This window comes from Curtobacterium sp. 179-B 9B NHS, assembly GCF_045370965.1.
Taxonomy (GTDB): domain Bacteria; phylum Actinomycetota; class Actinomycetes; order Actinomycetales; family Microbacteriaceae; genus Curtobacterium.
Window position 1 is genome coordinate 1 of the sequence record NZ_JBIQDQ010000015.1, and the last position, 15,349, is coordinate 15,349.

General features: G+C 73.9%; 10 protein-coding genes. All 10 read right to left on the reverse strand.

What is annotated here, in order from left to right:
• Positions 1–2,169: transglutaminase family protein (locus ACH0A8_RS12490; protein ID WP_406907300.1), on the reverse strand; the 2,169-nt coding region annotated here is incomplete at its 3' end.
• Entirely contained in the window at positions 2,166–3,578 is a 1,413-nt protein-coding gene (locus tag ACH0A8_RS12495; protein WP_251155052.1) for a DUF58 domain-containing protein, read from the reverse strand. The genes ACH0A8_RS12495 and ACH0A8_RS12490, both read right to left, overlap by 4 nt.
• Entirely contained in the window at positions 3,575–4,546 is a 972-nt protein-coding gene (locus ACH0A8_RS12500) for a MoxR family ATPase (protein ID WP_066654604.1), read from the reverse strand. Before ACH0A8_RS12500 ends, ACH0A8_RS12495 begins: the two co-directional genes overlap by 4 nt.
• A gap of 48 nt (positions 4,547–4,594) precedes the next feature.
• Positions 4,595–10,438 (reverse strand): Ig-like domain-containing protein, encoded by a 5,844-nt coding sequence (locus ACH0A8_RS12505; RefSeq protein ID WP_406907301.1) that lies wholly within the window; start codon positions 10,436–10,438, stop codon positions 4,595–4,597.
• Positions 10,435–11,844, reverse strand: coding sequence for a serine/threonine-protein kinase (locus ACH0A8_RS12510; RefSeq protein ID WP_406907302.1), 1,410 nt, complete (start codon positions 11,842–11,844; stop codon positions 10,435–10,437). Before ACH0A8_RS12510 ends, ACH0A8_RS12505 begins: the two co-directional genes overlap by 4 nt.
• Positions 11,845–11,995: 151 nt before the next feature.
• Positions 11,996–12,817 carry a PP2C family protein-serine/threonine phosphatase gene (locus ACH0A8_RS12515; RefSeq protein ID WP_406907303.1) on the reverse strand — a complete coding sequence of 274 codons (822 nt, stop codon included), beginning with the start codon at positions 12,815–12,817 and terminating at the stop codon, positions 11,996–11,998.
• 52 nt (positions 12,818–12,869) lie between these two features.
• Complete coding sequence (locus tag ACH0A8_RS12520) at positions 12,870–13,595, reverse strand: FHA domain-containing protein (RefSeq protein ID WP_406907304.1); 726 nt, start codon at positions 13,593–13,595, stop codon at positions 12,870–12,872.
• Between the two features lie 2 nt (positions 13,596–13,597).
• A complete protein-coding gene (locus tag ACH0A8_RS12525) occupies positions 13,598–14,209 on the reverse strand; it encodes a hypothetical protein (RefSeq protein ID WP_251155056.1) in 612 nt (203 codons plus the stop codon).
• Between the two features lie 108 nt (positions 14,210–14,317).
• A complete protein-coding gene (locus ACH0A8_RS12530; RefSeq protein ID WP_308301847.1) occupies positions 14,318–15,091 on the reverse strand; it encodes a peroxide stress protein YaaA in 774 nt (257 codons plus the stop codon).
• A complete protein-coding gene (locus ACH0A8_RS12535; RefSeq protein ID WP_058729238.1) occupies positions 15,085–15,348 on the reverse strand; it encodes a F0F1 ATP synthase subunit epsilon in 264 nt (87 codons plus the stop codon). Before ACH0A8_RS12535 ends, ACH0A8_RS12530 begins: the two co-directional genes overlap by 7 nt.
• Between the last annotated feature and the right edge of the window lies 1 nt (position 15,349).

A 15,349-nucleotide genomic window follows, 5' to 3' on the forward strand; every position in this document is an offset into this window, starting at 1 on the left:
GCGCCCGGGCGCGCCGGCGACCACCTCGCGCCGCGTCGCTGCGCCCGGCACCTCGTGCCCGCGGTCGACCAGCGCGTCCCGGTACTCCTCCCAGGCTCCGGTGACCCGGGCACGCGGTGTCGGGGCGCGGCGTCGTCGACGTCGGCGCAGCCGTTTGCGCAGCAGCACCACCGCGAAGGGCAGGAGGACGAGCGCGAGGAACCCGAGGGTCGCGAGCACCCACGGCAGGGCTGCGAGCAGCACCTGCAGCCACAGCGGCGGGACGGGCGGTGTCTCGCGGTCGCTCTGCGGCGGGGCCTGCTGGTCCTGGTCCTGCTGCTCGACGGGCGGCGGTGGGACGACGGTCTCCGGGCGCGTGACGGGTTGCGGCGTCTGGTCCTGCTCGTCCGGGATCTCGCGGAGGACGGGGTTCGGGTCGAGGGTGACCCACCCCCACTGCGCGGTGTCCACCTCGACCCGCGCGGTCACGTCCGACCCGCGCAGGGTCGTGGCCCCGCCCGACGGACCGGCTGCCGCCGAACCCGGTTCCGACGAGGACCTCCGGACGTCCCCGCCCGGGGTGAACCCCATCACCACCCGCGACGGGAACCCGATCTGCCGGGCCATCAGCGCGGCGGCGACCGCGTACTGCTCCTGGTCCCCGATCATGACCGGCGCGGTGAGGAGCTCCTGGATCCGGTCAGCGCCGTGCCCGGACCGGCTGGCCCGGTCGTCGCCGACGCCGTGGCTGACGTACCCGGTGCTGGTGAGCCACCGGACGGCCGCGACGAGCTCCTCGCCGGGCGTCCGTGCGTCCGCGGTCGTCGACTCGACCCGCTCCCGCACCGCGTCCGGCACCCCGGTCGCCGACGGCACGTCGGCGGTCCCGGGACGCGCCGACGCGAGCTGCTCGTCGTCCGGCTGGTCGGGCAGCACGGCCTCGAGGTCGTAGCGCGTGTCCGTCCCCACCCCGCCGACCACCGCACCGGTCGACGTCGCGCGGTCGTAGAAGAAGGACCGGCGATCCTGCTCGGCGTCGGCCCCGCGGAACGTCACCGACTCCAGGTCACCGACGGTGGGCAACCACACGCCACGGTAGGCGGCGACGTCCACCCCGACGCGCACGTCGCTGCCGCGCACGTCGCCCACGTCCACGGTCGTGGGGACCCGTTCGAAGGTGCCGGAGGCCGAGGACCCGTCGTCGCCACCCACACGGAAGACGACACCGTCGTACGTGTCGAGGGTCGCGATGCGCACGAACCCGCCCTGCGGCAGCCCGGTGACGCGCAGCTGCGGTGCGTCGGCAGCACCTGGTTCCTCGTACGACCGGAACGCGCTGAGCGGGCTCACCTCGTCCCGCGGGTCGAACGGTCGCACGACGTCGGTGCGCGCGACGCTTCGGCCGACCGTCGGCGGGGCGACCGACCCGAGACCGGTCGCGACGACCGCAGCGGCCAGGACCGTCCCGGTGCCGACGAGCGCCGGACGCGCGACGGACCGCCACACCGGCACACGGGCGCCGACGGTCGTCGCCACGGCGACGGCCCGGCGCGCGTGCCGGACCGTGAGCGCCCACACGAGCGCGATCCCGCCGAGGCCGACGGCGGTCGCGACCGACAGGTCGAGACGGCTCGGACCGACCACGACGCCCGCCGCGAAGAGGACGAGCGCCGGGATGCTCGCGGTCTCCGGCCGGGAGGCACGGACCGCCACGGTCACGGCCGTCACCGTGGCGACGAGGGTCGTCACGAAGTACGGGACGAGCAGCGACTCGTAGGACCCGACCGGCAGGCTGACGGTGACCAGCCGCTTCCAGTCGAGCGCGACGCCGGCGAAGAGGTCGACGAGTCCGGGTCCGGTCGGCAGCAGCCCCGCCGACTCCCCCGGGACCGCGGCGGGCACCCCGGTCACGGTGAAGACGGCCACGGTGAGGACACCGACGACCGCCGCCGGCAGCCGACCCAGTGCACCGGTCAGCGCGACCGCGGTGCCCGCGACCACGGCGGTGACGCCGGCGGTCACCATCGACCCGTCCCGGTGGACCGGCCACCAGGCGGTGCTCGCCACGGCGAGCAGGAGCCAGACGACCAGGGTGCCGCCGACCGAGCGGACCGGGGCGCGCCGGCGAGCCGCTCGGCGCGTGGCGCGGCGGCCCCTGGTCGGGCGGTCGAGCGGGGGTGCGGCACTCACGCGGCGGCCGCCGTCCGGTGCAACGCCTGGCGGAGGTCCTCGAGGTAGCCGATGGTCAGGACGGTGAGCCCTGCCACCCGGAGCACCCGGGGCTGGGCCTCCGGTTCGCAGGTGACGGCGACGACCTCGACCCCGACGGGGAGGCGCGTGGCGGCGAGCCGGAGCGCGGGGAGCCCGACCGTCGACCCGACGACCAGGAACGCGACGGAGATGCCGGCCGTGTCGTTCCCGACGATCCGGGCGACCTCCGCGACGGGCAGGCACGCGTCGGACAGCCCGACGGTCGCGAACTCGTCGAGCAGACGGGTCGGCGTGACGGTGGCGAGCCGGTGCACCGCGTAGGACGGCCGCTTCGCGTACTCCGACGTGCGCTCGGACACCACGACCGAGACGTCCCGTCCGTCGCGGACCGCACGAGCCCCGAGTGACGCGGCAGCGCTCACCGCCAACTCGAACTCGTCGTCGTCCGCGAACTCGGCCCGACGGCTCGCGAGGGCGACGACCAGGTGCGAGCGTCGGGTGTCCTCGAACTGCCGGACCATGAGCGCGCCGGACTTCGCGGTCGACTTCCAGTGGACGGTGCGCGGGTCGTCGCCCGGGACGTACTCGCGGACGGCGTGGAAGGCGATGTCCGCCGGGGAGAGGTCGGTCGTGGCCTGCCCCTCGAGGTCGCGGACGAGTCCCGTGCTCGTCGACGGGATCGCGATCGTCCGCGGGTGGACGATGACCTGTTCGCGGGCGGTCCACACGACCTCGCGCCGCACCAGCCCCACCGGGTCGGCCCGGACGCCGGTGACCGGTCCGACGTCGAGCACCCCGCGCCGGACCGTCGGCACGGGTACCTGTTCCTCGAACACGCCACCCGGGGCGACGGTCGGCACGGCGACGTCCACGAGTCCGTCGCCGACCGGCAGCTCCACCGTGGTCGGGACCGACGGCAACCGGGCCGGGTTCTCCGCGGTGACCACGACGCCGGCGTCGTCGCCGACCGCCACACGGTGCTGCGGCAGACGCATCCGGACCACGAGCCGGGTCCGCCCGACGAGGGCGACGGCGGCCACGACGGCGAGCACCGCCCCGGCGAAGCCCACGACGACGACCTCGCGCAGACCGAAGCGGTACCCCACGGCGAAGGCGACGACCGTGACGACGGCGACCGTCCAGCCCAGGCCGGTGACCACCGCGGCGACCTCGCCCCACAGACGCCGCACGGTCCTCCAGGCCGTCGCCCACGCCTTCGCGACCCCGACGACGGCGTCGGCGGCGACGCCCTCGCGGTCACCGACGAGTCGGGTGCGCACGTTCGTGAGCCCGGCGACCGTCGTCGTCCGCTCGGCGGCGACGGAGCCGCGACGGGACCTCGTGCTGCCGCGTCGCGTCCTGGTGCTGCCGGGACGGCGGTCGGTCACGACGCCGCTCGGTCGGCGGGCGGCGGGGTCTCGACGAGGAGCTGCGCCACGACGCTGGTGGCGCTGACCCCGTCGAACTCCGCCTCGGCGTCGAGCACCAGGCGGTGTGCCAGCACCGGGACGGCCAGGGCCTTGACGTCGTCCGGCGTGACGTAGTGGCGGCCCTGCACGGCGGCGTACACGCGTGCGGCACGGATCAGCCCCATGGCACCGCGGACGCTGACGCCGAGTCGGACCTCGCTCGCGGCGCGGGTCGCGTCGACCAGGCGTGCCACGTAGTCGGCGATCGTCGGGTCGACGTGGACCGTGCGGGCGAGGGCGGCCATCTCGGTCACGGTCGCTGCGGGGACGACGCTCGGCAGCGGCACCGAGGCGGACGGCGCCGAGGACGTCTCGAGGATCCGCACGGTGGCGGCGTGGTCCGGGTAGCCGATCGAGGTGCGCACGAGGAACCGGTCCAGCTGGGCCTCGGGCAGGCGGTACGTGCCGGCCTGCTCGATCGGGTTCTGCGTGGCGATGACCATGAACGGGGCAGCCAGGCGGTGGTTCACGCCGTCGACGGTCACCGTCGACTCCTCCATCGCCTCGAGCAGCGCGGACTGCGTCTTCGGGCTGGCCCGGTTGATCTCGTCGGCGAGGACGACGTTGGCGAACACCGGTCCGCGGTGGAAGTCGAACTCCTGCGTGCGCTGGTCGTAGACGCTGATGCCGGTGATGTCGCCGGGCAGCAGGTCGGGGGTGAACTGGATCCGGTTGGTCGACCCCTGCACGCTCTGCGCCATCGCACGGGCGAGGCTCGTCTTGCCGGTGCCGGGGACGTCCTCGAGGAGCAGGTGTCCCTCGCTGAGCATGGTCGTCACGGCGAGGCGGATGACGAACGTCTTCCCGAGGAGCACCTGCTCGACGTTGGTCACGATCCGTCCGGCGACGTCGGCGAACCAGGCGGCCTGCTCGGGGGTCATGCTCATGCGGTGGGGTCCTCGTTCTGGTGGTGGGATCGCTGCCGGGTCGTGACCCTAGCCTGCGGAGGAGGTACTCGGGTCGGTACCGGACGGCGGGTCGGACGTGCCGGCGTCCGGGGTGGTGACGGCGCCGCGAGCACCGGTCCGGTCCTGCTGCCCGTTCACGGTCGCCTGCACCACGATCGCGCTGGAGCCCGCGGGGACGGGGTCGCCTGTGGTCCACGCCTTGCCGGTCTCCGGGTTCGTGTCGGAGCAGCTCTCGCTCCCGAGCAGCCCGGGTCGGCAGTACGAGATCCGGTAGCCGTCCGGTGCGATGCGTCCGTTGTTGTCCGGCGGGTTGATGACCGGCGCCTGCCCGACGACCGCGCTGACGACGGACGCGCGCGTGGTGAAGGCGGTCTCCTTCTGCGCGCCGCCGGAGGTGCAGTACTGACCGTCGGTTGCGCAGGCGGTGAACACCACCGTGGTGTCGAGTCCGTAGCCCGTACCGGCTCCGATGGACGCCGGCTCTCGGAGACGCACCCGGGGGCCGCCGTTCATCGAGTAGTAGACGTACTGAGACGACGACTCCGCCGAGACTTCGAGATCCCAATTGGCTGGCGTCGCAGCGTTCTGCACTCGCTTCACCGTGCCCGTCGGGGCGTCGGGCGTCTGGTAGCCCTGCACGCTGGCCGGCTGCGACGCCGTGCAGAAGAGCCCGTTGTCGGCGAGGGCGACGTAGCGGTACTGACTCGTGATGCGGTCGTTCGCGGACGAGCCGTTCCAGACCTTCTCGGCTCCGGCGGTCGAGCACCCGGACGGGATCGGGGTGGACGCCGCGTACTTCGCGATGCGCCAACCGGGGGTCCCGCCGGCCCAGTCGGCCTCGGACGCGCTGAGGGCGACCGCGGTCGTCGAACCGTCCGGCTGTCCCGTGGCCGACAGCTCCGGCGTGCCGGGGGCACCGACGGCCGAGCCGGTGGCCGACGCGTCGTTCCACTGCACCGGGCTGCCGTCGCGGTCGGCGGCGTTCCGGGCGGAGACCCGCACCGTGTACTCGGCGCCGCTCTGCGCGCCCGGGAAGGACGTGCTCGTCGCGGTCCCGACGTTCTTCGTCGTCGACAGCCCCGGACCCTGGACGGACACGACGTAGTTCGAGACGGGCGATCCGCCGTTCGGCGTCGCGACACGGTCCCACGCGACGTCGAGCTGGTCTGGCGTCGCGCTGCTCGGCGTGACGCGCACGCCCTTCGGCGCCGCCGGGACGAAGTCGGCGCTCATCGGCGCGGACTGCGGCGAGGGCTCCGAGTCGCCGACGGCGTTCCGAGCGACGACGGAGAAGCGGTACGACGCGGACGGGTCGATGCCCGTCAGGGTGCAGACCGTCGCGGTGCCGCAGTCCTTCGCGACGCCGTTCGTCCCCTGGACCCGGTAGCCGGTGATCGGTGCGTTGTTCGCCTGCGGGGTGGCCCACGTCAGCGTCAGCTGGCCACCCTGGAACGTGCCGGTCCGGGTGGGCGCGCCCGGCGCGTCGGGAGCGTCCTGGACGGCGATGGTCACGTCGCCCCAGACGTACCGGGACGGGTCGTCCGTCGCGTCGGCGACCTGGTACTGCAGGTGCGCGTCGACGGGTTGGGCACGGTCGCCGACGGTGACCTGGAGCCGGGACCGGTCGGCGCTGGGCGTCACGCTCACGCCGGCGGGGAGACCGCCCGAGAGTCCGCGGATGGCGACGACCCGCAGCCGCTGGTCGGGGAACGGGTTCGTCGCCTGGTCGTTCGACAGGACGTCGATGGTCGCGGTCGTGCCACGCTCGACGACCGCCCGGTCCGCCCCGGGCTGCACGAGCGGCCTGGTCGAACCGACGATTCCGACCCGAACCACCCCGGCGCGCCCTGCGTTCGCGTCGTCCGACACCCCGATGCCGATCGAGGCCGTCGTGTCCTTCCGGGCGTCCTCCGCCACCGAGATCCGGAGCTGCTGGCCCTGCACGGTCGCGGTGGTACCGGCGCCCGGGCGGCTGACCACCGAGTACCGGAGCTCCCGGAGGTCGTCCGGGTACGGGTAGTCCGTCAGCTTCGTCAGGTCGAGGGTGCGGGAGTCACCGGGCTGCAGGTCGATCGACGACCCGGTGAACGCCGGCGGCTGGTTCGACCGGGGTGTCACCTTGATCGGGAGCACGAGCGTCGCGACGCGGCCCTTGCCGCCGTTCGCGCTCGACCCGTCGGTGACCTCGAACGAGATCGACGCGTTGCCGTAGTACAGCTTCGAGGACGCGAACTGCAACGTGGACCGGTCGACGACGAGGTCCTGCCCGTTCGCGTGCGTCGCCTTGACGGTCCCGCGATCGGTGATCTGCGCGGTCCGTCCGTTGGCCGTGACCACGTAGCGGTCGAGCGGGATGCGCACGGTGGCCTCGCTCTTCACGGTCACCGCGCCCACGCTGCGGTCCACCTGCGGCAGGGCGTCGTCGAACCCGGGCACGTGGACGAACCCGTAGGCGACGACGTCGGGGTGGTCGCTCCGGGTGACGGAGAACGGCACGACCTGTGACGCGTCCGTCAACCGGATCTCGATCCGACGGTCGCTCGTGACCCGGGCGGTGTCGCCGTAGCCGTCGACCACCCCGACCTCGAGGCGGGAGGTCGACCCCTCGGCGAAGAAGACGTTCTGCAGGACGTCGACGGTGACGCTCTCGCGACGCAGGATGTCCTGCAGGTCGAGCGTGGTGTCCTCGACCTCGGGACGGAGCGGCGGGGCGTCGCGGTCGACCGTCACCGTCAGGAACGCGGTGCTGGAACCGCCGCTCTCGTTCGTGACGGTGTAGAGCACCGCGAAGTCGCCCTCGGTCACCGAACGCGGTGGCGTGACCCGGACCTGGCTGCGGTGGAGCACCTCGGCGGTGACCCCCGGGGCGGTCGGCTCGGCCGCGGTGACGGACAGCTGCCCGCCCTCCGGGTCGGAGTCGTTCTGCAGCACGCGCACGGTCACGGACCCACCGGGGCGGATGGTGACGTGGTCGGCCTGGGCGACCGGGTTCGATGCCTGCTCCGCACGGGGGCTGATGCCGACCCGGACCGTGCCGGTCGCGCGGGCACCCAGCGCGTCGACCACCGTGTAGGTGAACTCGTCGGTCCCGGCGGAGTAGTCCCCGGCGTCGTAGGTCAGCGCATCGGCGGTGACGTCGCTGACCGAACCCTTCTCGGGGTTGTCGCCGACCCCGACGAGCTGCACCGAGTCGCCGTCCGGATCGGTGCCGTTCAACGGCACGGTGATGCGCACCGCCTGCCCCGCGACCGCGCGCGCCGTCACGGTCTTCGGCACCGGCGGGTTGTTCGTCGCGGCGTCACGCTCGCGCACCGAGATCGAGACGGACGCGTCCGCGTACTGCCCGTCCGGACCGTGGACGCGGTAGACCGCGGTGTGGTTGCCGGGTGTGTCCGGGGCGAGGTACCGGAGCCGGTCGCCGGACACGAAGAGCAGCCCGCCGTCACCGGGCACGTTCTGCACGAGCTGCGGGTCGAGCGTCAGCGGCTCGCCCTCCGGCTGGGTGTCGTTCGCCAGCACGTCGATCTCGGCGACGTCGCCGACCCGCACCGTGGCGGAGTCGGACTGCGCGACCGGCGGCTGGATGCGGTCCGGTCGCGGGATCTCGACGACGGTGATCGTCCCGGTGGCGCTGGCCAGACCGTTCGACTCCGTGTACGCGAAGGTCACCGGTGCGTCGAGCGGCGCGGTCAGGGTGACCCGTACGACGTGCTGGTCGAGGATGCTCGCCTCGACCCCGCTGCCGCGGCCGGGGCCGTCGAGCGCCGTGACCATGAGCACACCGCCGGCCGGGTCGGTGTCCGTCGCGGTGACGTCGGTGTCCTTCGTCGAGAGGGTGGTCACGAACACCGTCTTCGGCGTCGTGATCGGTGGCGTCGAGGCGTCGGGCGGAGCGAGCACGGAGACGCGCACGACGCCGCTCGCGGTCTTCGTGCCGTCCGTGACGGTGTACTCGAGCTGGTGGTCCCCCGCTCCGGCCCCCTGGACGCGGAACGTGCCCGCGTCGTAGGACGGGGTGACCGTCAGGCCGCTCGACGAGGAGACGCTGGTGAGCGTGACGGCCCCGTTGCCCCCGCGGACGTGGTCGAGCGGCGTCACCGTGAACGCCTTGCCCGCGTAGCCCTGCACGGCGAACGCGTCGGCGCGCAGCGGCACGCTCCCCTGGGCGGCGACACGCACGGTCATCGATCCGCGGCCGGGGTCGCGGCCGTCGCTCACGACGAGCTGGACGCTGCGGTCACCGGTGCGACCGCTCGCGTTGCGGAAGTCGAGCAGCCCGTCCGGTGTCGTGGAGACGCGGTCGCCGTCCGCCGAGGCGGACTCCAGGTAGACCGGGTCGCCGTCGGGATCGACCCAGTCCGACAGCACGTCGGTGACGACGTGCCCGTTCTGCACGACGTCCGCCGAGGTGCTCCGGACCTGCCGCGGTGGCTCGTTCTCGGACTCGGGGCGGACGGTCACCCGGACGGTCGCGCTGGCCGACCCGCCGTTGCCGTCGGTGATCGTGTACGGGAACGAGAGCGTGCCGCTGGCCTCCGCCGTGAGCGAGACCTGGAGCCGCTGGCCGTCACCGACGACGGCGACGCTGCCCTGGCCGTCGGGGACGTCGCCGACCTCGCTGATGACGAGTGGGTCGCCGTTGGGGTCGTAGTCGTTGAGGAGCACCGGCAGGCTGGTCGTGCGACCCGGTCGTGCGCCGAGGTCGTCGTCCACCGCCACGGGCGGCTTCTGCTCCTTGTCCACCTGCGGGTCGTCGTCCGACACCCGTTCCTGCTGCCGCTCGTCGTCCTGGTCGACCAGGTCCGCCCAGTTGTCGATGAGCTGTCCACTGCGGCCGATGGCCCACGACCGCCCACTGCGCGGGTCGTTCGCCACGACGGTGTCGCCGTTGTGCACGATCTGCAGGTCGTCGGCGTCGGCGGTCTGCGCGAGCCGCTGGAGGCCGGTGCCCCGACACGAGTCCATCGCCTGTCCGCCCGCCCACGCGGCGTAGGTGCAGGAGCCGACGACGGTCGGTCGTGCCGCTCGACCCGACACCCGGAGCGCGGTCCGGTCCACCTGACCGGAGGCGGAGACGCGCACCAGCCCGGCCGTCCCGGCGACGAGGACCGTGGACGAGGAGTCCGAGGACCGCTGCAGCGCGGGCGATCCACCGACGCGGTCGCCGAGGTCGACGCTGTCCCCGTCGACCGAGAGCTGCCCCGAGGTGCGGTCGAGCACGGCGACGTGGTCCCCGAACGACGCCACCTGGAACTCGTGGCTGCGGTCGAACCGGACCTCCCACCGCCGCTCGACGGTCAGCTCGGTGCCGACGTCGACGAGGGAGGCGCGGCCGGTGCGCGGCGAGTACACCGCGACCCGCTCGTCGGAGGCGTCGAGGACGGCGTCGGCGCCGAGGCTCAGGTCGGCCTTCGTGGACGCGTCGAAGTCGGACAGCTCGGCCGCCGGGGTCGCCCAGAGCTCGCCCGTGTCGCCGTTCCCGACCACCGCGGTGTCCCCCGCGAAGAAGACCTGCGGCGAGCCCGCCGGCAGCGTCACGGCATCGCCCACGGTGGCGTCGGCGACGTCGACCTTCGCGACGGTGCCCTTCGTGCCGTCCACGCTGTACACCTCGGAGCCGCGCTGCACGACCGAGAGGTCGTCGCTCGGGGTGTCGACGGCGGTGTTGAGCTCGAGCACGCCGGTGTTCGCGCGCCCGACGGCGCCGTACTCCGCCGACGGCACCCAGACGGTGCCGTCCCCCAGGTCGACCCGTTGGGTGTGGTACCCCGTGGACACCACCGCGGCGGTCGCGACGACGGCGCCGACGAGGATCGACGCGCAGGCCGTCACCGCCGCGGAACGGTGCTCGGCGAGGAACGCCCGGATCACCCGGCGCTCCCGATCGTGCCGCACTGTTCGGGACTCGCGGCCCCCGTCCTGCCGTCCCGGTTCACCGCGACCGTGATGCACTGCTCGGTACCGGGGTCCCCGGACACGACGAAGGTGGTGCCGGTCTGCTGGCTCGTCGCGCCGGCCGACGTGATGACGTAGGTGTCCCCGGCACGGAGCCCGGGATCGTCCCAGCTGAAGGACACCGAGTCGCCTCCCCCGCGTGCGGTCACGTCGCGCACCGTCGGGACGGACCCCGTGCCGGCGCGCGTCACGAGCAGGACGCTCACCACGGCGAGGGCCGCGACCACGACGACACCGGCCGCGCCGGCGACCACGAGGGTCGAGCGCTTCCGGCGACGCGCGATCGTCGCCGACCCGGTGCGGTGCACGGTGCCGACGCTCTGGACGCCGACCGACGTCCCGCCCTGCACCGCCCGCCGTGTCCGTCGGCGGGCCGCCGCACGCGAGGGTGCCTGCAGTTCCCGCACGACGGTCCGGTCGCCCTCCGACGACGGGGTGGCCACCGCCCACGACTCGACCGCCACGTCGGCCGGGGTCTGCGGGATCCCGAGCTCCGCCTCGACCTGTTGGAGCCCGCGGACGAACTCCATCACGGTGGCGGGACGAGCAGCCGCACGACGGGCCATCGCCGTCGCGAGCAGCCGTTCGAGCGACGGGGGCACGTCGGTCCGGCCGGTCGACCCCACGCCGCCCTTGTCGATCCGGTCCATCAGGTCTGCCGCCGAGTTCCTGCCGCCCGGGACCTCGAACGGAGAGCGCCCCGCGAGCAGCGAGTACACGGTCGCTGCGAGCGAGTAGACCTCGGACTGGACGGTGCCGCGGGACTCGTCCCCCAGCACCTCGGGCGCGGACCACGGGATGGACATGCCCACCGGCTCGTCGGGGTCGGCGCTGCCGATGGTCGCGGCGATGCCGAAGTCGGAGAGGACGGGGCTGCCGTACGCGGTGCGCAGGATGTTCGAGGGCTTCACGTCCCGGTGGAGCACGCCCTCGCGGTGGGCCGTCTCGAGCGCGGAGCCGATGCGGACACCGACGGCCAGGACCTCGGACACGGGGAGCGGCTCGCGTCGGTAGCGCTGGCTGAGCGACGACGAGCACAGCTCCATGACGAGGTAGGGACGGCCGTCGGCCGCGATGCTCGCCTGGAACACCGTGAGGATCGCGGGGTGCGTGCTGAGCCGCGCCATCAGGTTCGCCTCGGCCTGGAACATCTGCCGCACGCGCTCGTCCACGACCTCGTCGAGGAGCACCTTCACCGCCACCTGCCGGCGTGGCATGTCCTGCTCGTAGAGGAAGACGTCGGCGAAGCCCCCGGAGCCGAGGACGTGGACGGGGGTGAACCCGGCGATCACCGGCGGGTCGGACGGCAGGCGTCGGGCCATCAGCGTCGTTCCCTTCCCCGGCCCGCGGCCGGCCCTTCCGTTCGTCGCGGCCAGGCCATTCTACGAAGGGCGATCCGACAGCCGGCGGCCGCGGGCGTCCCTGTGGAGGACGACCATCCCCCACTTCGGGGGTGGTCGTACGGTGCGACGCTCAGTGGCGCGGGAGGGTGTCCTCGACGTCGGAGTCCTCCGGTGCGGCGTCGACCTGCACGACCACCACGGTGACGTTGTCACGACCGCCGGCGACCACCGCGTCCCCGACCAGACGTTCCGCCAGTGCCTGTGCCGCGGGCACCCGGGCCGCGATCCGGGCGATGCCGACGTCGCCGAGCTCCTTGGTGAGGCCGTCGGAGCAGACGATGTAACGGTCCCCCGCGCGGAGCGGCAGCGTCCACCAGTCGGGCTCCGGGGGCTCGCCGAAGCCGACTGCCCGCGTGATGACGTTGCTGTCGGGGTGCTGCTCGGCGTCCTCGGCCCGGAGCAGCCCGGCGTCGACCATCTCCTGCACGACCGAGTGGTCGATCGTCACCCGACGGAGCGCGCCGGACTCGATCCGGTAGGTGCGGGAGTCGCCGACGTTGAAGACCAGCGCTGCCGGCTGCCCGTGGGACGCGACGAGTGCGACCCCGGTCACGGTCGTGCCGGCGCCGAGGGCGTTGCCACCGGCAGCGCGCTCGATGTCGGCGGTCGCGAGCAGCAGCGCGCGCTGGATGTCCTGACGGCTGGTGAAGGCACCGGTGGTGACCTGGTCGAGACGACGGACGACCGCGTCGCTCGCCCGGTCACCCGCGAGGTGTCCGCCCATGCCGTCGGCGACCACGAAGAAGGGTGCGCCGACGAGGTAGCTGTCCTCGTTGTGGTCGCGACGGCGACCGACGTCGGTCGCCGCTCCCCACGAGAGCGTCAGGGGTGTGCCGGCAGCGCCGGGGACGTCGATGGCGTGCTCGGTGGCAGTTCGGCCGAGTTCGGTCACGGTTTCAGGGTCGCTCTCTGGGAGTGGAGGGGCGTGCCGGACGATGGGTCCGTCACGGGGTCGGCGGGAACGGTGGGAGGCCGTCGTCCGGTCCGGCCCGGAGGTGCGGCGACAGGACCTCGATGACGTTGCCGTCACCGATCTCGACGAGCGTACCCGTCAGGACGACGATCGATGCACCCGCCGTCATCCGGAACGGCGCGGCGCCGGGAGGGCGGACGACGGTCCCGTTCGTCGACCGCAGGTCCGCGACGACGGCGGCCTCGCCCTCGGCGTGCAGGAGCACGTGCGACGACGACACCTGGCCGCTCGGTGACGGGACGGTCACCAGGACCGGCCCGCCGTCGACCACGACGCGCGGCGCGGCGGGCCGACGACCCACCACCAGGGGCCGGTCGAGGCGGACCACCCGGCCGCCGACGAGGACCGACGGGGTCCGTCGGACGAGCGGCCGGTCCCCGGCACGTGGTGCTGCCGCTCCGGGCGGCGCCACCGGTGGTGGACCACCGGGTCGAGCGCGCAGGACCGTGTCCTCGTCGGACGGCCCGGCCCCCGGTCGCGCACCGCGCCCGGGCCGGACGACCGTGTCGCCGTACGGGTCGCCGTACGGATCGTCGTCGAGGGCACCGTCGGCGGCCGCAGCGGCGGCGCCGAGGGCACGGAGGCCGGCGCTCCCCGTGCGGGACGGGTCACGACCTGCGTCGGTCGGCAACGGTCGGGCACCGGGGCGCGCACGGATGACCGTGTCGTCGTCCTCGCGCACCGGTTCCCGCACCATGGTCATCCAACCGTAGACGATCCGGTCGACCCCGTGGGGGTGCCCCACGCCGGTCCGTGGCCGGACCGGACCGCGCGCAGGACCAACCACCCGAAGGGGTCGTCCGGTCGGGAGTCGAGGGCGTGCCGGGCACGGACCTCCGCACGGGCGGACGACCCGAGCGCCCAGGCGCACCAGGCGCCCAGCGCCAGCGCACCGGCCGCCCCCACCGCGACGTCGCCGCCCGGGGCTCCGTCCGCACGCCAGGTCCGCCATGCCGAGGCACACCGGTCGCCGGCCAGCCGGAGTCGCGCGCGGTCCGGCTCCGGACCCGACCCGCCGAGCGCGGGCGGCGTCGGATCGCGGAACGGGTCGAACGGCACGACCGTCCGGGGGTCCGGCCGGTCACGCGCGGCCAGGAAGCCGACCAGCGCGAAGCGGGTCGCGAGGGCGCCGCACGCCGTCGCGACCGCGACCGCCTGCGGTCGGGCGAGCGCTTCCGCGCCGGTGCCTCCACCGGTCGCCGCCTCCGGCGCCACGAGGGCGACGCAGGCGGCACGCAGCGTGACCGCGGCCGCGATCTCGCGCGGGTAGCGCACCAGGGTGGGTGGGAGTCCGTGTCTCGTCGAGGTCATGCACGAGATCGTGACGGGAGGAGCGCCTCCAGACCGGCGCGCCCCGACCCGTCTGTGGACGGCCACGGCCGTCCGGGAGGTTGTGCAGGAGCGAGCGCTGCTCCGCCGTCAGACCCGCGCGGGCTCGAGGCTCTCCGCGACCAGGTCCCAGCCGTCGTCGGTCCGCTCCACCACGACGCCGTGCTCGCCCGCCCACCGCAGGAGCGATGCCGGGTCGCCGACGTCCGCACCGGTCCGTGCGAGCAGCGCGGTCAGTCGACCCTTCGCCGTCTTGTTCCAGTGGTTGAGCGCCCGACGTCGTCCGCCGCCGTCGACACTGACCACCCGTAGGACGACCGCGTCGTCCACGGGTCCGAGCGACCGGTAGCCCTCGGAGCGCAGGTCGAGCACGAGACCGCCGGTCCGAGCGCCGAGCACGTCGCTGGACGGTCCCGGCCAGTGCTTCGCGAGCCGGAGCGCACCGAGCCTCGAGTCGTGCGAGAGCCGGTACGCCGGGATGTGGTCGCCCGCACCGATCGGTCCGAACATCGCGGACTGGACCAGCACGTGGTCCGTCCACCAGCGACGTGTGGCGTCGTCCGCGCCCGTGGCGTCGAGCGGGTCGTAGAGCACGCCCGTGTAGCGCTCGACCGCCGGCAGTGTCGGCGCGGTGTCGAGCTCGAGGTTGCGGAGGCGCTCGGCCACCGACTTCGGTCCGAGCTTGAGGGCCGTCCGTGCCGTGGACTCCTCGGAACTGACGGAGCGGGCCGCGGTGATCACCGCGGCCCGCTCGTCGGCCAGTTCCGGGAAGGACAGCGCACCCAGGTCGAGGGTGCGTGCCGTGTCCCCGCCCTCCCGCTTCGTCTCGGACGGCGGGAGGAGGACGGTCAGTCCGGTCAGGATGCCAGCGCGGCCTGCCGCGCCACGATCGTGACCGTGTCGTGCTCGACCGACAGGAAGCCGTCCTCGGCGTCCGCCGTCACCGTCGAGCCGTCGGCCCGGGTGATGCGGACCTGGCCCTGCGCGAGGGTGGCGAGCAGCGGCTCGTGCCCCGCGAGGATGCCGATCTGGCCCTCCGTCGTGCGTGCCACGACCATGGTGGCGTCGCCCGTCCAGACCTCACGGTCCGCCGAGACGACGCTCACGGTGAGTGCCGCCATG

Bases quoted from the DNA above. Each gene is read 5' to 3' on its own strand.
- ACH0A8_RS12500 (WP_066654604.1), bottom strand. From the start codon at position 4,546: ATGAGCATGACCCCCGAGCAGGCCGCCTGGTTCGCCGACGTCGCCGGA.
- ACH0A8_RS12510 (WP_406907302.1), bottom strand. From the start codon at position 11,844: ATGGCCCGACGCCTGCCGTCCGACCCGCCGGTGATCGCCGGGTTCACC.
- ACH0A8_RS12520 (WP_406907304.1), bottom strand. From the start codon at position 13,595: ATGGTGCGGGAACCGGTGCGCGAGGACGACGACACGGTCATCCGTGCG.
- ACH0A8_RS12525 (WP_251155056.1), bottom strand. From the start codon at position 14,209: ATGACCTCGACGAGACACGGACTCCCACCCACCCTGGTGCGCTACCCG.
- ACH0A8_RS12535 (WP_058729238.1), bottom strand. From the start codon at position 15,348: ATGGCGGCACTCACCGTGAGCGTCGTCTCGGCGGACCGTGAGGTCTGG.